The sequence below is a fragment of the Vibrio aquaticus genome, from assembly GCF_003970385.1.
Lineage (GTDB): Bacteria > Pseudomonadota > Gammaproteobacteria > Enterobacterales > Vibrionaceae > Vibrio > Vibrio aquaticus.
The window spans coordinates 554614-572681 of record NZ_RXZH01000001.1 but is presented as its reverse complement, the minus strand read 5'-3'; the positions used below and the strand labels follow the sequence as shown (position 1 = coordinate 572681).

The 18068-nt window shown below is 46.1% G+C and carries 16 protein-coding genes; 7 read left to right on the top strand and 9 right to left on the bottom strand.

Annotated features, from left to right (window positions below; translation table 11 throughout):
• Window positions 1–48: 48 nt before the first annotated feature.
• From EJ063_RS02380 to EJ063_RS02350, 7 genes are all read right to left on the bottom strand, one after another.
• A complete protein-coding gene (locus EJ063_RS02380; protein WP_126572405.1) occupies window positions 49–1485 on the bottom strand; it encodes a glyceraldehyde-3-phosphate dehydrogenase in 1437 nt (478 codons plus the stop codon).
• A 552-nt stretch (window positions 1486–2037) separates the two neighbouring features.
• Window positions 2038–2490, bottom strand: coding sequence for a dCMP deaminase family protein (locus EJ063_RS02375; RefSeq protein WP_126572404.1), 453 nt, complete (start codon window positions 2488–2490; stop codon window positions 2038–2040).
• Window positions 2491–3372: 882 nt separating this feature from the next.
• The gene (locus EJ063_RS02370) at window positions 3373–4650 is read right to left on the bottom strand and encodes a cytosine deaminase (RefSeq protein ID WP_126572403.1); all 1278 of its coding nucleotides are present in this window, start codon (window positions 4648–4650) and stop codon (window positions 3373–3375) included.
• A gap of 9 nt (window positions 4651–4659) precedes the next feature.
• Window positions 4660–5898 carry a cytosine permease gene (gene codB / locus EJ063_RS02365; protein WP_126572402.1) on the bottom strand — a complete coding sequence of 413 codons (1239 nt, stop codon included), beginning with the start codon at window positions 5896–5898 and terminating at the stop codon, window positions 4660–4662.
• 699 nt (window positions 5899–6597) lie between these two features.
• A complete protein-coding gene (locus EJ063_RS02360; RefSeq protein ID WP_126572401.1) occupies window positions 6598–7944 on the bottom strand; it encodes a magnesium transporter in 1347 nt (448 codons plus the stop codon).
• Window positions 7945–8062: 118 nt separating this feature from the next.
• The gene (locus tag EJ063_RS02355) at window positions 8063–9286 is read right to left on the bottom strand and encodes an HlyD family secretion protein (RefSeq protein WP_126572400.1); all 1224 of its coding nucleotides are present in this window, start codon (window positions 9284–9286) and stop codon (window positions 8063–8065) included.
• Complete coding sequence (locus tag EJ063_RS02350) at window positions 9286–9609, bottom strand: MFS transporter (protein ID WP_126572399.1); 324 nt, start codon at window positions 9607–9609, stop codon at window positions 9286–9288. The genes EJ063_RS02355 and EJ063_RS02350 overlap by 1 nt, the downstream gene beginning before the upstream one ends.
• 107 nt (window positions 9610–9716) lie before the next feature.
• Between EJ063_RS02350 and EJ063_RS02345 the strand changes: the two genes are divergently transcribed.
• Complete coding sequence (locus tag EJ063_RS02345; protein ID WP_126572398.1) at window positions 9717–10724, top strand: AraC family transcriptional regulator; 1008 nt, start codon at window positions 9717–9719, stop codon at window positions 10722–10724.
• A gap of 29 nt (window positions 10725–10753) precedes the next feature.
• On the opposite strand, the gene EJ063_RS02340 is transcribed toward EJ063_RS02345, so the two are convergent.
• Window positions 10754–11410 carry a pyridoxamine 5'-phosphate oxidase family protein gene (locus EJ063_RS02340; protein ID WP_126572397.1) on the bottom strand — a complete coding sequence of 219 codons (657 nt, stop codon included), beginning with the start codon at window positions 11408–11410 and terminating at the stop codon, window positions 10754–10756.
• 81 nt (window positions 11411–11491) lie between these two features.
• Here EJ063_RS02340 and pdxR point away from each other — a divergent pair, with 81 nt between their 5' ends.
• Window positions 11492–12994 carry a MocR-like pyridoxine biosynthesis transcription factor PdxR gene (gene pdxR, locus EJ063_RS02335; protein ID WP_126572396.1) on the top strand — a complete coding sequence of 501 codons (1503 nt, stop codon included), beginning with the start codon at window positions 11492–11494 and terminating at the stop codon, window positions 12992–12994.
• Here pdxR and yjeH read toward each other — a convergent pair.
• Window positions 12991–14256 carry an L-methionine/branched-chain amino acid transporter gene (gene yjeH, locus EJ063_RS02330; protein WP_126572395.1) on the bottom strand — a complete coding sequence of 422 codons (1266 nt, stop codon included), beginning with the start codon at window positions 14254–14256 and terminating at the stop codon, window positions 12991–12993. The genes pdxR and yjeH overlap by 4 nt on opposite strands.
• A 208-nt stretch (window positions 14257–14464) precedes the next feature.
• Between yjeH and EJ063_RS02325 the strand changes: the two genes are divergently transcribed.
• The 5 genes from EJ063_RS02325 to EJ063_RS02305 all read left to right on the top strand — a co-directional run bounded on the left by EJ063_RS02325 (window position 14465) and on the right by EJ063_RS02305 (window position 18014).
• Entirely contained in the window at window positions 14465–14917 is a 453-nt protein-coding gene (locus EJ063_RS02325) for an Lrp/AsnC family transcriptional regulator (protein ID WP_126572394.1), read from the top strand.
• Window positions 14907–15827 carry a LysR family transcriptional regulator gene (locus EJ063_RS02320; RefSeq protein WP_126572393.1) on the top strand — a complete coding sequence of 307 codons (921 nt, stop codon included), beginning with the start codon at window positions 14907–14909 and terminating at the stop codon, window positions 15825–15827. Before EJ063_RS02325 ends, EJ063_RS02320 begins: the two co-directional genes overlap by 11 nt.
• A gap of 113 nt (window positions 15828–15940) precedes the next feature.
• Window positions 15941–16555 (top strand): LysE family translocator, encoded by a 615-nt coding sequence (locus EJ063_RS02315; RefSeq protein WP_126572392.1) that lies wholly within the window; start codon window positions 15941–15943, stop codon window positions 16553–16555.
• A 50-nt stretch (window positions 16556–16605) separates the two neighbouring features.
• Entirely contained in the window at window positions 16606–17601 is a 996-nt protein-coding gene (locus tag EJ063_RS02310; RefSeq protein ID WP_126572391.1) for a Gfo/Idh/MocA family protein, read from the top strand.
• 14 nt (window positions 17602–17615) lie between these two features.
• A complete protein-coding gene (locus EJ063_RS02305; protein WP_126572390.1) occupies window positions 17616–18014 on the top strand; it encodes an OsmC family protein in 399 nt (132 codons plus the stop codon).
• Window positions 18015–18068: the final 54 nt, after the last annotated feature.

The window sequence follows — 18068 nt, the reverse complement described above, 5'->3', positions numbered from 1 at the left end:
TGGAGCTTTGCTTATAGCCAAATGGCGTAAAGCGATATTTCTCTGTGGTTACTTAGTTGGAAACGTCTTGTAACGTACGCCCATCATCTGTTCCATACAGTGAACAACCTGACAGCTGTAACCAAACTCGTTGTCATACCAAATGTACAGTACGCAGCGGTTATCTTGAGCGATCGTAGCAGCGCCATCAACCACGCCTGCAAAGCGAGAGCCGACTAGGTCAGTAGAAACAATCTCTGTCGATTCGGTGTAGTCGATTTGCGCAGAAAGCTCAGACGTTAGTGCCATTTCACGAAGGTAATCATTAAGCTCGTCTTTATCAGTGCCGTGCTCAAGGTTTAGGTTCGCAATTGCCATAGAAACGTTTGGCGTTGGAACGCGAATCGCGTTACCTGTTAGCTTGCCCGCGAGTTCTGGTAATGCTTTCGATACCGCTTTCGCTGCACCAGTCTCGGTTAGTACCATGTTCAATGACGCGCTACGGCCACGACGCTCGCCTGAGTGGAAGTTATCAATTAAGTTCTGATCATTGGTGAACGAGTGAACCGTTTCAATGTGACCTGAGATAACGCCGAACTTATCGTTCATTGCTTTTAGCACAGGTGTAATAGCGTTCGTCGTACAGCTAGCTGCAGAAATGATGGTGTCTTGTGATTCAATCACATTGTCGTTCACACCAAATACAACGTTTTTGATGTCACCTTTGCCCGGTGCAGTAAGAAGCACTTTCTCTGCGCCTTTACAATCAAGGTGCTGGCTTAGGCCTTCCGCATCACGCCAAACGCCTGTGTTATCGACAACCAGTGCGTTGTTGATGCCAAAGCTTGAGTAATCGACCTCTTCTGGCTTGTTAGCATAGATAAACTGAATGTAGTTACCGTTGGCGATGATCGCTTTGCGCTCTTCATCGACAATAATGCTGCCATTGAACTGACCGTGTACTGAATCACGGCGAAGTAAGCTTGCACGCTTCTCTAAGTCGCCTTTCTTACCACCACGAACAACCACAGCCCGCAGTCTTAGCGGGTAACCAGGGCCTGACTTTTCAACAAGTAGGCGAGTAAGCAAGCGGCCGATACGACCAAAACCATACAGAACCACGTCACGAGGCTCAGTAACCGTTTCGCCGTTCATTGCACCCATAAGTGCAGTATGCAAAAAGTCTTTTACACCGTGCTCATCATCGCGACCTTGCCAGAATTGATGCGCCAGTTGACCAATATCGACACGGCATGGAGAAAGCTCCATTTCTGATAGCGCTTTGATTAGAGGAAGAGTTTGCTCAGGAGTAAGAGCCGAGCCTGTGTAGCGGCGAGCCAAGCGGTGAGTCTTAATAATATCGATGGTTGCTGCGTTAACCAGTGTCTTACCAAAAAGTAATACTTCAACGCCTTTATGACGGTACAGTTGACCAAGAAGGGGAGAGATAGTTTCCGCAATCGTTTGGCTCGTTTGCCAATCTAAGAGATGTTTCTCTGGACTCATTGTATTGTTGGACCTTTCACGTTTTGGGGGACTGACTCTATTTCGCCTTGTAGGGAGGTGAACAGAGGTTGTATTCATTTTGTAATTTTTATGCGGCAGGATTGTAAGGGCTAACATCTTATTCTGCTAGAAAAAATAATACCGGTCGATTTTGCTGCTCAATAGGGATGGTTTGGCAAATATAACTAGCTATTGTCCTAGATATCTAATATTGACATTTGAAAACTGCGGCGCTTATTTCGCGAATAAAAATACTTGAAGCACATAAATTATGTAAATGATGATTTAGTCATTGGATTCAATAGTGATTGAGATCGCTTAAAACACCTATTTGGTGAACGAATAGCTGTGTCGATAGTGTTAAGACTAAAGAATGGTCCAGATAGGCCGGTTTTATTGCTTTGTGCAGAGGTGAGTGATCACGTTTTTGACACTTGGGTCGCCATCAAGTGGCTAACTGGAAGTCATTAGAAAAGAGAGAGGAAGAGAAACTAAGCCACATTTCTGTATATGAAGACTACGCAGCTTAGCTTTTAGGATGTTGTTAGTGGCTTATTCGTTATCAGTAAGATCAGACAGCGGTAGCCAGTTTACCTTTACACCCGCTTGCAAGAACATCTCTTGGCTCACTGTAATCTTGTCACCCCAGCGAGACAAAAAGTCAGGTGTCTGCTCAGGACAATGAACCGCTGAAATGCCTGTTTGAATAATCTTTGCCGCACAGTTAGGGCATGGGAAATGGGTTACCCAAATTTCACAGCCATCAAGATCACGTTTGGCAAATAGAATCGCATTTTCTTCCGCGTGCAGCGTTTTCAAATACTTCATTTCACGGTCATCGGTCATTGCACTGTCGGAAATACCATGAGGGTAGCCATTAAAACCGACAGATACGATGCGATTCTGTTTAGTAATAACAGCACCAACTTGTGTCGATGGGTCTTTACTCCAAGAGCCAACAAGTTCTGCCATTTGGTAAAAGCGTTGCGCCCATTTTGAAATCATTCAATCAATCCTCGGGAAAGAATACTTAGCTCAGGCTAAGCGAAATAAGTAATGTGATGTAGATCTAGTAATAATATCCTAATTTCCCTAGAGATAGTCCAGAAAAAAGCGCATAAACCGAGTGTTTCTTTACGATCGCATCACATTGAGTGACTTAGGTCACGAGGAATGTGGCAGGCTAAATTGAACCAGTAGAGCATTCGGCTATAGCCTTTGTGAGAGATCTCTTACAAGGATGTGAGCGTTGTGATTGACTTGGGTTAGGATTAAAGTAGTGGTTGGCTATAAGTTATTGAATTAAAAGGGTTGCAATTGTTCTGGTTGTTTTTTGAACTGCGAGTTTGGCGATATTAGCCATTGTGAAAAACGGCCGATCGCATAATCTTAAGTTGTCAGCAGGAAGCAGACACGGAACAGGAAAGACCCAAGGACAGGTCATCTTCAGGACGAAGATTCGATTATTTAGGATGAATGATCGGCATGGAAAGCGAAGGACATTGGCTGGACGCTAGTAACTAGGATGGTTACACAAGGATAGGCAATGGACACTTAACGGACTAAGGCAATTTCTATCAGGATGATAGAGTCAGGACACCGCTTAAGGATAAGTGATGAGAGTTAGCGAGGATAGCTAACGGGCTGGATTGCCAAGGACACCGCTAGGATGGCGATGATAAGGAAAGTGCTGAAGGATTCAGCGTACTATCAAGGAATAGATGCAGGGAGCACCTATTAGTAGCCGGATTGCTGCGAGTAAGAATAGAACCCCACTAGGCGAAAGCTTAGTGGGGTTTTTCTTTTGCCTAAACGAAAGTGCTCAGGCTAGACGAACAAAAAATGGGAAGCCGAAGCCTCCCATTGATGTTTGATCTGTTCTTTTTCTTAGCGTTTGAACGTCACTTGTTCTTGCTCACCAAGATGAATCTGTGTTGTTGCAGGTTGCGTTTCTGCGATCACTTTACCGTGACGAACAGAGTAACGTACAGGCACTTGGCGGCGCAGCGCATCGAAGCCATTTTCAGCAGGCAGAATCAGTAAGCTACCAGGCTTACCTGCTTCAATACCGTGTTTGTCTTGGATATTCAGTGTACGAGCTGAATTATCACTGATTAAGTCAAGACCGTTGTTGATTTGGTCGTAACCCATCACTTGGCTAACGTGCAGACCCATGTGCAAAACTTGTAGCATGTTCGCTGTGCCTAGTGGGTACCAAGGGTCAAACACATCATCGTGGCCAAAACAAACGTTAATGCCAGCGTTCAGCATCTCTTTTACTCGTGTCATACCACGGCGTTTCGGATAGTCGTCAAAACGGCCTTGCAGGTGAATATTCACCAGTGGGTTAGCCACAAAGTTGATGCCAGACATTCTTAGTAAACGGAATAGACGTGAAGCATAAGCGCCATTGTAAGAGCCCATCGCTGTTGTGTGGCTAGCCGTTACTTTATGGCCCATCTCATATTTGTGCGCCAGTGCAGCCAGCGTTTCAACGAAGCGAGATTGCTCATCATCGATTTCATCACAGTGAACGTCGATCAGGCGATCGTATTTGCGTGCCAATTCGAACACATAGTGCAGAGATTCCACACCGTATTCACGAGTGAACTCAAAGTGAGGGATAGCACCGATAACATCAGCACCGAGCTTAACCGCTTCTTCTAGCAGCTCTTTACCGTTCGGGTAAGAAAGGATGCCTTCTTGTGGGAATGCAACGATTTGGATGTCGACCCACTCTTTCATTTCTTCACGTACTTCGATCATTGCTTTTAGTGCAATCAAAGTAGGGTCAGAAACGTCAACGTGTGTACGAACATGTTGAATGCCGTTAGCGATTTGCCATTTTAGAGTCTGCTTTGCGCGAGTTTTTACATCCTCGATTGATAGCATCTCTTTACGCTCAGCCCAACGTTCAATACCTTCAAACAAAGTACCAGAGATGTTCCAGTTTGGTTCACCGGCTGTTTGAGTGGTATCTAGATGAATATGAGGCTCGCAGAAAGGGGCAACCGCAAGGCCACCCTCTGCATCAAGAATATCGCCTTCAAAAGCAATATCCGCATCGTTTTCAAGAATTTGCTTGAATTGACCGTCTTCAATCAGGATCTGCTTGAGACCTTCTTGATTGCGTAGTGTCGCGTTTTTGATCAATAGCGTTGTCATGATGCTTCCTTACGCTGTTTGTGCTTTCAGCGCTTGTTTGTTTAGTAGTGAATTAAGTACAACATAGCTTAGTGCGCCGCCTAATACCGCGTTTAGAGGCACAACACCTGGGATGAATTTACCAGCAGCAACACCGATAGCGACTGCGATAATACCTGCCCAGTTAACCGGTTGGAATTCCGCTTTTTCGAAGTTCTGGTAACGTTTACGGTTCAATAAGAAGTCCGCAATGATGACGCCACCAATCGGTGGGATTGCCATTGAAAGGAACGTTAACCAGCCTACGAAGTTATTGTATAACCATAGTGCGAAGATGGTGCCCACAAGACCGTTGATGATTGACATTGCGGTACTTGAGCGACCAGTAATGTTAGAGAAACCAAGGCCTGATGCGTACAGCGCGTTTTCGTTGGTTGTCCAAATGTTTAAGCCAAGCACAATGATAGCAGGCAGTAGTAAACCTTGCGCAATCATTACGTCAGAAATATCAGCTTGACCGGTTGCAGCAGCGCCAGCAGCACCAAAGATAAACATCAGTGAGTTACCGATAAAGAAAGCGACCATTGTCACTAACACTGCGCTCGCCGGCTTTTTGCCAAAGCGCACGAAGTCAGCGGTTAGCGTACCGGCACTAACGAATGAACCGACTACCATGGCAAGTGCAACAGAAAAATCCATTGGTGTTTCTGGCTGAATCAGTTTGAGTTGTTCTAAACCGCCAATGCTATCAACTGCCATCGAAACAGAGTAGCTACCTAAAATGGCAATGGCAGGTACGGCAATCGCAGACAGAATCATGAGCGCTTTGATGCCGAAGTAAACTGTCGCGGTCATCAGTAGACCAGAAACGATAATCAGCGTGTTGGTATCAATGCCCGTCGCTTTTTGTACTGGAATAGCAAACATGGCAACGCCCACGCCAAACCAGCCAACTTGTGTACCGCCAAGAAGCGCAGAAGGAAGCCAAGAGCCTTTAGTACCAAAAGAGAAACGAGCAAGAAGGTGAGTAGAGAGACCAGTAGAAGCGCCGATGTAACCAAGAAAAGAAGTGTAGATGCCGAGGATTAGGTTACCAATAAGAACAGCGAGGAGGAAATCGTTAAATGAAAGACCAGTACCAAGAGAACCACCAGTCCACATACTTGCAGAGAAGAAAGTGAGTCCTAACATTACCATTGTTAATGAAGCGACGCCTTTCCTTGCCGTTGTCGGCACGGGTCCGAGACTGTAATTATTGTCCGCAGCCATATATAACCTCCGCAAATAGATTATCAATACAAATTGTGTGTAAATTTCGGGTAAACGGCCGGTATTATGGTGATCTAAATCACGGTGTCAATGTCTTTTTGACAAATAAATCACTTGTTGATAATTTTTGGAAATAAAATTAATATTTTCAATTGCTTATGATTTTAAAGACGTTGTCATTTATTTAGATTGTTCCTCTCATGTCTGAAGTAAAATTAAAGTTTCAGGGGGCTTTTAGGATGAATGCACTGAGTTGAGTGTGAATGTTGTTCTATATATTTTGGGGGGCTGAGTTTCAATAATGAAGATGCATCGCAAACGTTACCTTAAGAAAGGCGTGACTTTCACCCTAAGTTCTTGGGTGTAGAGTTTGATTTTTGATGTATTGGGTCTGAAACTTTGATGTAAGCACTAAAAGTGAGTGTTATGTGTGTGTGGAGATGAAAAAAAGGCCAACCTCAATGCTTGAGATTGGCCGATATACGTGTGAACAAAAAGGTTCACTAACAACGTCAGTTGGCTAGGTGACCCTCGGCTTAAGAAGGGTCACTAATACAACTGCATGATGTGTGCCAAGTTTAATATCACCATATTGCTCATTATCTGGACGAAAAACAGCAATATTCCGCTGATTATTTGCATATTGAAAATGCATCTTGCAAATAACCACTATTTTGCTAATGATATTTAACTTATTTGTCAGAGCATCACTAGGCTTGCTGTGCCCAAGAAAGCAAAGAAGCCAACCACATCGGTTACCGTTGTTAACACCACTGATCCGGCGAGGGCAGGATCAAGTTTCAGCTTATCGAGCGCAATAGGGATCAAGACACCAAACAGCGCAGCTGTGATGATGTTCACTACGATCGCAAGGGCAATGGTGGCACCAAGAATCGGAGACTGGAACCACAGCCCAGCGAGTCCACCGATGATCACCGCCCATAAAAGGCCGTTAATTGCACCGATGCCGATTTCGTTTCTTAATAATGCCCAACGGTTCCCTGAGGTGATCTGGTTTAACGCCATAGCACGAATCATCAGTGTTAGAGTCTGGCTGCCTGCAATACCACCCATTGACGCAACAATTGGCATTAAGACCGCAAGAGCGACAACTTGTGCAATCACGTCTTCAAACAGGCCAATCGTGACAGAGGCGAGAATGGCGGTCATCAAGTTGATACCAAGCCAAACGCCACGTTTTTGTGAGCTCTTAATGACCGGAGCAAAAAGGTCATCCCCTTCATCCATACCGGTACCAGCCATCAAACGAGTTTCGTAGATCTCTCGTTGGGTACTGATGGCGAATTGCCAATCGACTTCACCGACTAACAGTTGCTCGTCATCGGTGACAGGCATCGCTGATAAAGATGAGTGCTCTAGAGCTTCAATACTTTCGGCGAGGGTCAGCTTAGCGTTGAGTGTCACGACATTTTCAATCGCTAGGCTACGTAGTCGGTCACTTGGTGAGGCACGTAGTAAGTCAATGTAGCTCACTACGCCGCGAAACTGCTTACGTTTATTGATCAAGTAGATCTGTTGTGGGGCGTCATAGCTGTAACGCTCCATCAGGATTTTGGCCTTCTCAACTGAAATATTGAATGGCAGCGTGACAACTTTACGCTCAGCCCAGCGGCCTAACTCGTCGTCATCATATTCGTTCGCTTGGTCATACAGCTCTAACTCATCTTTTTCGATCAGTTGTAGTGCTTCGTTGATGATCTCTTCTGGAAGCGAATCTGCCCATTCTATCAAAGAGAGGTTATCAAGCTTGGCAAGCGTAAGCTTTAGCTCGACTTCGGAAAGTTCATCAATGATGGAGTAACGTACTTCGGCACGCGCTTCGGTCAGAACTTCGATATGCAGCTCAAGTGGAAGACCACGCCATAGCTGTACACGTTCATCAATCGGGAAGGCTTCTAAGATCAGAGCGATAGAGCCAGCTTCTAAACCTTCTTCAATCAGCTGGTTTAAGATGGCACTTTGCTGTTCTGGCTCGGCTTGAGTAATACTTTCAATCTGAAAAGATAAGTCTTGAAATTCACTCATCTAAAATGCTCCGTATTGGTACGGTTATAATTCCATGAGTGCGTTATCTTAGCAGAAACGAGCGGGTCTAGAAGGTAAAAAGAATGCAAAAAGCCCAGTAATACTGGGCTCTTAGAGGTTAGATGGAATAGAAGAAGTAAAGCTGCGACTTCATTCGGATGATAATGCCACGGATTACATCCAAAAAGGCCATGAAGCTGATCGGCTTTTCTCCGCTGACCCAAGCCAGTCCAACCGAACCCACAGGAATGTCGTAGCCCTCAGGTTCGTGAATTTTAAGACGCACGAAATGGTGCTTGTTTTGTAGGTTTTGGCCTGTTGTTTGGCGCACTGATTGGTCTAAGCCCAATAGGTTACTTTGCGCTTCGCCTGTACCTTCGACAATCCCTTCCACTTCAGCGGTAAAGATGGTGCCAGGGTAGACAGATGAGGCAAATTCAGCGACTTGACCAGGCTTCACGTTGCGAATCGCTTGGTGATTCACTCTCATCAAAACGTACTTCTCTTCTGTGTACATCTGTAGGCGCGGCATCATCGAGACACGTTGGCCCTCACGCAGAATAAAGTTAGTCACAAAGCCATCGGTTGGCGCATAGACATTGGTGCTATCGAGATCCCACTGTGCTTTTGCTAACTGTTCTTGAGCTTTCTGCCAATCAGCCTGTTTGCTCTTAGCCGCCAGTTTAGACTTGCTGATCGCCAGTTTCGCTTTGTCCGTTTCCACCTGTTTGGTTTTTAGTTCAGATTTAATGGTGTCAATATTAAGCTTGGCTTTAGCAACCGCCGTTTCTTGCTTATCAATATCGCTGTCAGTGATGGTGTCTTTCACTACACGGTTTTGATCTTGGTAACGCTTAAGCATTTTCTTTTGCAGATCGTAGTCGACTTTCGCCATCGCCAGTTGGCTTTCCGTCGTCGTCAGGTCTTGCAACATGGACGCGTAAGTCGCTTTCGAAATCGCAATGTCTTCCTGTGCGACCTCTACCGCGACTTGAGCGGCTTCTTCGCTTACTTTCGCTTGGTTGTAAGCAATCTGGTATTGAGTATCGTCAATTTGATAGATCAACTGACCTTTTTCAATTTGCTGGTTTGGCTCGATATAGATCTTGTCTACTTTTCCGGTCACGTTAGATGAATCAGGACGCAATTGAATGTGCGGAGACTGAACCACAGAACCACCGGAAAGATCCATCGGAGTAAAGTTGATTAAGCCCACCCAAACGAACATTAACCAAGACGCACCACCGAGGTACGCAAATCCTTGGGTGAACTTGTTCCACGGCATACCGACCAAACGAAGTAGGTAGATGAACAACGCCCATACTGCTAAGCCTTCTAACATTACGCTTCCTCTTGTGTTGATTCGTGTTTTGGCGCATGACGCCAAGTGTCACGTAAGTTAACGATGGCTTTTTCCATATCAACGAAGGCAAGGATGACGGCAACCACCCAAACCCAGTGCCAGATAAATCCTATCCATGTGAGTGCCGTTATTAACCCGATTTGATGGTGATCTTTGCTGTGTGCTTTATTGATTGGCAGTTCGTGGAATTTCCAGAAGCCGTAAATAGCGGCGCCAACCGTACCGATCAAGACAACGGCTGCTACAACGTGCAACGCAGTATCGGCACCAGTGCCAACAAAAGGGACGCTCAATAGACTCATCTAAGTCTCCAAAATTTCTAAGAGTTGGTAATTGTGATCAAGATTTGCCAACCTTTACTTTTTGTGACAGATTGAATCAAAAGTTAGACCTATATGATGTGATCGGTATGAGTCAGGTTCGATTTATTCGTACGCTGGGTATTAAACAAATTCACCACCTCGCAAGACGCCGTTATGGCATTGACGCACAAGGGCTACATATCCCTGAAAGTGCGTTTGAAAATGACATGACGTTACTCCCGCTTTCGGAAGTTAATCGTTGGTATGAAGAGGTGGAAAAGCGTACAGGCAATCCTGATATTATGCTCGAGTTAAGCCGTGAGCTCGACCTAGAACGTGTGGGCGCGATATCACGCTGGTTTCTTTCAGGCAGTGACTTAGCATCGACATTTCGCCGCATCAACTATGGATTGAGCTCCCTTCAGTCAGGAGCTTATCTTTCGGGATCTCAAAGTGGTTCTATCTTGAAGTGGATCTACCACAACCCTTACATCGAACCACAGTGCAAAGTTCACGATAGCATTCGTGTCGCCGTGTTCATGACCAAGATCTTGCGAGTCTATTTGGGTGAAGATTTCTCTCCGATGCGGGTTTTGATTTCTGGAACACGAAAAAACAGCGCTAAGTATGAGTCTTACTTTGGTTGTACTGTGGAGTGGAGTCAGCCCAAGACCGAGATTTGGTTTCACGCTGATCTTCGTTTAGCGACTCGGCAAAAAACGCAGTTTTCACAACGTCGCCTCGCCATGAACTTTTCAGATTTGGATGAATTTCTCAATATGCCGGAGCCTGACGATGAGGTGAAAGTGATCTATGAAGTCATCAACTACAGTCGTCACTACGGCTTACCGACTCTTGAGCGAGTGTCAGGGCTATTGGGTCTATCCACCCAGCAATTCCAACGCAAGCTACATGGCTTTGGCATGAATTTTACCACTGTCCTGGGCTATGTTCTGAGTAATACCGCGGTGACTCTGCTTGGTAAAGGTGTCTCAGTAGAAGAGGTCGCACAGCGTCTAGGCTATCAAAACTGTGCCAGCTTCAATCGTATGTTCAAAAAGCACCGTGGGTTAACGCCAAAGCAGTACATTCAGCATTTCCACGATACTTTCTAGAGAGCGATTGGGTGATTGATAGAGTGTGGCTAACGGTTATGCCAGCGCTTGCCGTAAGCGGTGCTGTAATCGGGCTCTGGCAAATGCGTCGAGGCTTCAACCGGTTCGAGCGGTCCAACGACTGTTCGATAAGGTAACACCCCGGCCCAAGCCGGAAGGTCTAAATCTGATTTATCATCATTGACACCAAAGTTGCTGATTTTGACTGACGCCTCGGTTAAAGGCAGTTTGAGCACCATGGTTGCCGCAAGCTCTTTGTCATTGCTCAGGCGCACGTGCTGGGTGCGACCTGGGGCGATATGCTCGACAAAGTGATTAAGCACTCGATCTTTTTCTTCTTTCTCTTCCACCTGTTCAAACCCGCCAAATACCACTGCAGAACGATAATGTGCGCTGTGGTGAAACGCAGAACGGGCCAGTACCCAACCATCAAACAAGGTAAAGGTTAAGCAAGTTTGCTCGCCCTTTTTTAGATCTCTCATCAGACGACTGTTATTGGCTCCATGGATATAAACGTGGTTGTCGACTCGCCAGGCCAGCATTGGAATGACGATAGGGCCGTTAGTCGAGTGGATGCCGATATGAGCAATAAGAGACTCATCAATAATGGCGTTGAGTTGCTCAGGGTCAAACACCGCTTTATGTTGCCCTTTGTTGATTTCAGTTCTTTTCGTTGTCGATAACATTGCGTAGCTTCCATTCTTAATCACTTGAATGGTTACAAGGTATCGTTGAAGTGGTACTTTGATTAGAGCCAGTTTTTAATTATGGATGGATCCAGTTTGGCGTTTATAGACAGTGGTGATTTAGCCCTAAAACGTGACACTAGCCCGTTACAAGAACAACTTTTTCATGCGATCAGAGATAAGATCGTCAACCACCTCTGGCCGCTAGGAGGTAAGCTTCCATCGACACGCAAACTGGCCGGAGAACTGTCTATCAGTCGTAATACGGTGATCGCCGCTTATGAACAGTTGGTTGCTGAGGGCTATCTTGAAAGTCGTGTGGGGTCAGGGTTTTTCGTATCGGTCGATTTACCAGAGCATTATTTACACTCCAGTAAAGAGGGAAAAGAAACAGGCTCTGCGCAGAGTGTTCGATCTGAACCGAGCTTAATCAACCAACCGTTTTCACCGGGCGTGCCAGATCTCGCTCAGTTCCCAATTGAGAAGTGGCAACGATTCTTACAGCGTCATGCTAGCCGAGTCAGCTTACTTGGAAATCAAGATGTGCAAGGCAGTCTGGCATTGCGAACGGCACTTGCACAGTATCTATCGACCAGCCGTAGTGTGTCTTGCTCGCCTGACCAAATCATCATTACCTCTGGCGCACAGCAGGCTTTGTATATTGCCAGCAGTGTGGTTTTGCAGCGCAATGATTCTCTACTTATGGAGCAGCCCGGTTACACCCAGATGAGCAAGGTATTAAACCTAAAAGATATCGATGTGACACCTCTTAGCGTTGAGGCTCGTCAAGGGTTTGATTTGCAGCACGTCGTTTCAAGCGAGGCGAAAGCCCTCTACATCACGCCAAGCAACCAGTACCCAATGGGGACAACGTTAAACACCGAGCAGCGAATAACTCTGATTCAATGGGCAGTGGAAGGAAAGCGTTGGATCATTGAAGATGACTACGACAGTGAATTTCAGTTTGCACATCGCCCATACGCCAGTTTGCAAGGGGTGGCCCATGATATCGGTGGCGCTGGGCAAGTGATTTACATTGGTTCGTTCAGTAAGGTGATGTTCAACGGCTTAAGGCTTGGTTATATGGTGGTACCAGAGCCGCTTGTTGCTCCCTGTTTGGCGATCAAAGATGCCACAGCGGGCGACACGCCAACTCACACGCAAGAAGCGTTGGCCGATTTTATTCGTGAAGGCGACTTACTGCGCCACATTCGAAAAATGCGCCGTTTGTATCAGCAAAAGCATCAGCAAGTTTGCCAATCTATCGAGAGACACTTTGCAGGGCAGGTTGAAGTCATTAGCCAAGCGGCTGGGCTGCATGTCACGTTGAGATGGCATGCCAAAGTTGATGAGGATGATTTCGTTGAGCGAGCAAGGCAGCAAGGCTTGGTGATCAGAGCAATGAATTATTATGAAGACAGTGCGCTCAAACAAGACTTCACTCTTAAACAAGGTATCGCTCTCAAACAAAGTACCAGTCGAAAGTGGGGTGGTGTTGTACTCGGCTTTGGTAATGTCGCTTACGATAACATTGAGCCAAACATCGCAAAATTAGCAACGATATTTGGCTCATTGTTGCGCTAAGACTGTTCGACCTGATTGGTTGTGTTTCTTCGCCATTTGCTCCAAGGCAAAGAGAGCAAACCAAATACAGTTAGGGCATAGAGCATTGACCAGCTTAAGCAAATGAAAACAGCAACACACAGCACCAGCGAGAAACCGGCTAACCACTTGCTTGCACCAGTCAGTAGCTTAAAAGCAGATAGCATCGCTAGTAGGTACACCAGAACGAAAATGCCGTTGGCCAGTTTCAAAAAGAACTCCAAATCAAGGCCAGAGAATTCACCAATCAAGCAAGAAGCAATTAGAACAACGGCAAGTGCGAGTGTCGCATTGGCTGGAACGCCACGAACAGACAGTCTCGCTAATGCACTTTGTGGGCGGTATTCTCGGGCTTGTGCCCACACCATACGCGACAAACTTTGCGTATACAGGTTCACACTGGCAAAACATGCCGCAAAGCCGAGAGCACTGATTAATAGCTTAAACTTCTCACCAAACAGTTGCTCTGAAAGCCAAGGGATCGAGGCACTGTCAAAACCCGCAGCACCATAAGCCTGATACTTCAAAATGACGACCGAACATGCCCAGTATGTAGCGCCAGCGACAAAACAGCCGATAAGGATAGCGATAGGGAAGTCACGTTGCGGATTCTTGAACTCTTCCCCCATGTGAGCAAACGCCTCGATGCCAACAAAGCACCAAAACATCACGCCTAATGCTGCGCCAATACTCCACATCGACTCAGTGGTCAGCACCGGCATGGCAACATCACTGACTTGTACTTCACCTTTCCACCAAAACGCTGCCACTAAGGAAAAAATGGCTAAGGCAATCACGGTTTGAAGTCGCCCCGAAGACTTTGTTCCGGCTAAGTTGACGAACACCAGTAAAGCGACCGTTAAGGTTTGCGCTACCAATGAAGAGTTAAGTGCTTCGGGTAGCAACTGTTGTAAAAAGCCTGCCGCCAAAGCAATCGCAGCAGGAACGCCCACAGGAATGACGCTAACAAATAACCACGCCACGCTTTTCTCTAGTCGTTTGTTGAAAGCCTGACGAACAAAATAAGCCGTTCCGCCAGCATTCGGGTATCGTTTACCGAGCTGAGCGAAAGTAAGTGCAATTGGGCAAATCGCAATAAACAGAACCAACCATGCCCAAAGTGAAAAGTGGCCAGCGATCCCCGCTGCAATAGCAGGTACCATGAATAAGCCTGTACCTAATAGCGTGGTCGATAATTGACCGATGCCGGATAGCAAGGTGATCTCTTGTCTTAACTGGGTCATGATGCGCTCCTTGCACGAAATACGTCAGTGGTGGGTTAAAAATTAGGTTACCGTAAGCCGCTTAAGAGTGCAGTAGTCATTTTGTCGCAGATAGCCGTCACATTGTCGGAAGGTGTTTATATATCTGTCATTTTGTCAGCTTTCATCGCAGCGGCTTTTGTGTCACATTGCCAAAACCCGCTAGGAATTGGGGTAAAGGAAGCAGTTTATGGACAAATTTGACGAGCAGATCGTCTCAATACTAAAAAAGAATGCTCGCGAGAGCGTCAGTGATATAGCAAGGCAAGTGAACTTATCCCGCTCTGCAGTGACGGCTAGGATTCAAAAACTCGAACAAGAAAACGTGATTTTAGGCTATCACGCTGATATTGCTCAGACTGACAGCAAAGAAAAGATCAAAGCGTATTTGGCCCTTAAGTTTGATATGTCGAGCTCAACGCACTATTGCGAAGCGTATGCTGAGCTTATCTATGAGTTGGATGGCGTTAAGTGGTGCCATGCTATCAGCGGTGAAACAGACATGATGCTTTACGTTGAAGTCGAAACGATGAAAGAGTTAAATTCGATTCGAGATGAATTACAGAAAATCCCTGAGCTACGTCACCTTATGACGCATACGGTACTGACAGAATTTTTTAATACGATGCAAGATGCTAAGTAACCTTAACCTAAATCTATTACGCTCTCTTTATGTGTTGCTTGAAGAATGTCATGTGAGTAGAGCCGCTCAACGTTTACATATCACGCAATCGGCGGTGAGCCGCCAACTCTCTCAACTGCGGGAAATTTGTGATGATCCGCTGTTGGTTAGAGACGGTAATCAATTGATCCCGACACCAAGAGCACTTGCCATGAAAGTGAAGCTGCAACAGCTGTTGGAAGAGTTCGATACGCTGTTAGCGGATAAGCCGTTTGAGCCGAGCACTTGGCAACAAGAGTTTGTGCTTTCATCCAGCGACTATGTTGCCCAATACATCGTCCCTGATGTTGTTGCCGTGACGAGTGAGCAAGCGCCAAATGTTAATCTCGCCTATCGTTTGTGGCAGCCTGAGTTTCTCAATCAATTTGATCAAACGGGTATTCACCTTGCATCAACCATGTTGGACGAGCCACCTGCCCATCTTAGCAGTATTAAAATCGGCCAAGATAAATCGGTCTGTTTAATGAGAGCTTCTCACCCTTTGCGCAATAACAAAGCGATCAGTTGCGATGAGTTGATTGCTTTCCCTCATTTAAAAGTGACCGGTGGTGGCGATAAAGACTCGAAAGCAGACATTGCGCTAAAACAGCTCGGTTACCAACGCCGCATCGCACTTAAAGTTCCGTTCTTTTCTGCCGCAGTGAACGCGTTGCAAACCAGCAACTATCTGATGGTTGTGCCGGAGCATATTGCACGTAATCTGTCGAATGGCTCTGAGCTGACTTATTGCCCGTTGCCATTTGATACCGAGTACCACCACTATTGGCTAATGTGGCACCCTAAATACGATGGTGATAAAGCGCACCAATGGATGAGGGAGCACGTTCTTAATGCTATGCGCACGTCGACTTACTCTATTGGTATGAATTGAAATCATAAGTGGTATGACGAACTTTGATTTCAAATCATTTCTCTAATCTTCTACTGTCGTTATTGAGCTGAGCCAACTTCCGGAGCTCAGCGATTCAGAAAGGAATTGTCATTATGACGCTCACAGTTTGGCTGTCACTTTTTACCATTTGTATTCTTGGTGCCATGTCGCCAGGCCCTAGTTTGGCGATGGTCGCTAAGCACAGTCTTGCCGGAGGTCGACTCAATGGTTTGGCAACGGCTTGGGCGCATGCTTTAGGGATCGGCATCTACGCCTTTGTCACCCTAATTGGCCTGGCTGTGGTTTTGCAGCAATCACCACTATTGTTTAAAGCGATCAGTTACACAGGTGCTGCCTACTTAGCTTACCTCGGTTACAACGCACTGCGTTCAAAAGGTGGAGTAGCCGCTCGATTGGAATCAGGCGAGCAAACTACACTATGGCAATCGGCGAAGGAGGGCTTTTTGATCTCTTTGCTTAGCCCGAAAATTGCGCTGTTCTTTATTGCATTGTTCAGCCAGTTCGTCGCAGTGGGTGACAGCGTGACGGCCAAAAGCTTGATCGTTCTAACGCCGTTAGTGGTTGATGGCTTGTGGTACACCTTAATCACCTTTTTGCTCTCAACCCCTAAACTGATTGATAAAATTCGCTCTAAGGCACAGTTGATTGACCGCTTGTCTGGCGCCGTATTGATTTTACTTGCCATTCGAGTGGTACTGACGGTTTAATTGACCGGAATTTATAAGAAGAAGACTCGCAGTAAATAGGGAGAAAAGAGATGATACGACTGGCCGTTATTGGCACCAATTGGATCACAAATCAGTTTATTGAAGCAGCATTAAAAACGGGCGAGTATCAATTGGCTGGGGTTTATTCTCGATCACTAGAGAGTGCGGAACAGTTTTCTCAGCCATATGCTCAACCTCAGTTGTTTACCGACTTGTCTGAGCTTGCTCAAGCGCCCGATATCGATGCTGTGTATATTGCGAGCCCAAACAGCTTTCATGGGCCTCAAGCGATTCAAATGATGCAAGCAGGTAAGCACGTAATTGTTGAAAAACCGATGGCCTCTAACTTTGATTTAGCTAAGCAGATGTTTGAGGTTGCAGCTGAACACAATGTGCTGCTTTTTGAAGCCTTTATGTCTGCGCACATTCCCAACTTTAAGCGCCTTAAGCAAGAATTGTCTGAGATCGGTAAAGTTCGTAAGGCGTTGATTACTTATTGCCAATACTCCTCTCGCTACCCTAAATACCTTGCTGGTGAAAACCCTAATACATTTAACCCTGCGTTTGCTAATGGCTCAATTATGGACATCGGCTTTTACTGTTTGAGCTCTGCGGTTGAGCTGTTTGGCGAGCCGAATTCAGTGAACGCGCAAGCTCAGTTGTTAAACTCCGGAGTAGATGGCAGTGGCAGCGTGATTCTTGGTTACGATGGCTTTGAAGTGGTGTTGCAGCATTCAAAAACCAGTGATTCCTATTTACCGAGTGAGATTCAAGGCGAAGAGGGCGCATTGATGGTGGAAATGATTTCAACCGCTAAGAAGCTTACCAAGTTTAATCGGGGCGATAAGGTTGGCCTTGATATCAGCGTGAAGCAAGACACGAATCCGATGTTTTACGAAGCACTAGAGTTTGCCCATCAGTTCAAGCAGAAAAAGAGCTGCGAAAAGTGCACTCAACGCTCACTGATTGTGGCAAAATTGCTGGAGGAGATTCGCCGCCAAACTGGGGTCGTATTTCCAACCGATAAGAAATTCTCAACCAAGTAGATAGAGAGAAGCAGATGCAAGCTGAAGTAAAATGGATTGAAGACTTTAAATTCTTAGGTCAATCTCAATCTGGTCATTCTATTGTGATGGACGGCAGTGGCGGCGCTACAGCTCCAAGCCCAATGGAAATGGTGTTAATGGCCGCGGGTGGTTGTAGCTCTGTTGATGTTGTTGATGGCCTGAAAGAAGCGGGTGAAGCGGTAACAGGTTGTACAGCGAAACTGACGACAGAGCGCCGTGAAACCGCGCCACGCATCTTCACTCAAGTGAATGTTCACTTTGAAGTGTCAGGTGATAACTTGTCTGCAGAGGTGGTTGCAAAAGTCGCTGCGGATTCTTTAGAAAAATACTGCTCAGTCTGCTTAATGCTGGGTGAAGGCGTTAAGATGACGCACAGCTGGGAAATTGTCTAAGACGACACCTAAACCTGTATGCATTGTGAGCCGAGCACTTCGCTCGGCTTTTTA

Excerpts from the sequence above, each read along its gene's own strand:
- EJ063_RS02380 (WP_126572405.1), bottom strand. The coding sequence starts at position 1,485 with ATGAGTCCAGAGAAACATCTCTTAGATTGGCAAACGAGCCAAACGATT.
- EJ063_RS02375 (WP_126572404.1), bottom strand. The coding sequence starts at position 2,490 with ATGATTTCAAAATGGGCGCAACGCTTTTACCAAATGGCAGAACTTGTT.
- EJ063_RS02370 (WP_126572403.1), bottom strand. The coding sequence starts at position 4,650 with ATGACAACGCTATTGATCAAAAACGCGACACTACGCAATCAAGAAGGT.
- codB (WP_126572402.1), bottom strand. The coding sequence starts at position 5,898 with ATGGCTGCGGACAATAATTACAGTCTCGGACCCGTGCCGACAACGGCA.
- EJ063_RS02360 (WP_126572401.1), bottom strand. The coding sequence starts at position 7,944 with ATGAGTGAATTTCAAGACTTATCTTTTCAGATTGAAAGTATTACTCAA.
- EJ063_RS02355 (WP_126572400.1), bottom strand. The coding sequence starts at position 9,286 with ATGTTAGAAGGCTTAGCAGTATGGGCGTTGTTCATCTACCTACTTCGT.
- EJ063_RS02350 (WP_126572399.1), bottom strand. The coding sequence starts at position 9,609 with ATGAGTCTATTGAGCGTCCCTTTTGTTGGCACTGGTGCCGATACTGCG.
- EJ063_RS02345 (WP_126572398.1), top strand. The coding sequence starts at position 9,717 with ATGAGTCAGGTTCGATTTATTCGTACGCTGGGTATTAAACAAATTCAC.
- EJ063_RS02340 (WP_126572397.1), bottom strand. The coding sequence starts at position 11,410 with ATGTTATCGACAACGAAAAGAACTGAAATCAACAAAGGGCAACATAAA.
- pdxR (WP_126572396.1), top strand. The coding sequence starts at position 11,492 with ATGGATGGATCCAGTTTGGCGTTTATAGACAGTGGTGATTTAGCCCTA.
- yjeH (WP_126572395.1), bottom strand. The coding sequence starts at position 14,256 with ATGACCCAGTTAAGACAAGAGATCACCTTGCTATCCGGCATCGGTCAA.
- EJ063_RS02325 (WP_126572394.1), top strand. The coding sequence starts at position 14,465 with ATGGACAAATTTGACGAGCAGATCGTCTCAATACTAAAAAAGAATGCT.
- EJ063_RS02320 (WP_126572393.1), top strand. The coding sequence starts at position 14,907 with ATGCTAAGTAACCTTAACCTAAATCTATTACGCTCTCTTTATGTGTTG.
- EJ063_RS02315 (WP_126572392.1), top strand. The coding sequence starts at position 15,941 with ATGACGCTCACAGTTTGGCTGTCACTTTTTACCATTTGTATTCTTGGT.
- EJ063_RS02310 (WP_126572391.1), top strand. The coding sequence starts at position 16,606 with ATGATACGACTGGCCGTTATTGGCACCAATTGGATCACAAATCAGTTT.
- EJ063_RS02305 (WP_126572390.1), top strand. The coding sequence starts at position 17,616 with ATGCAAGCTGAAGTAAAATGGATTGAAGACTTTAAATTCTTAGGTCAA.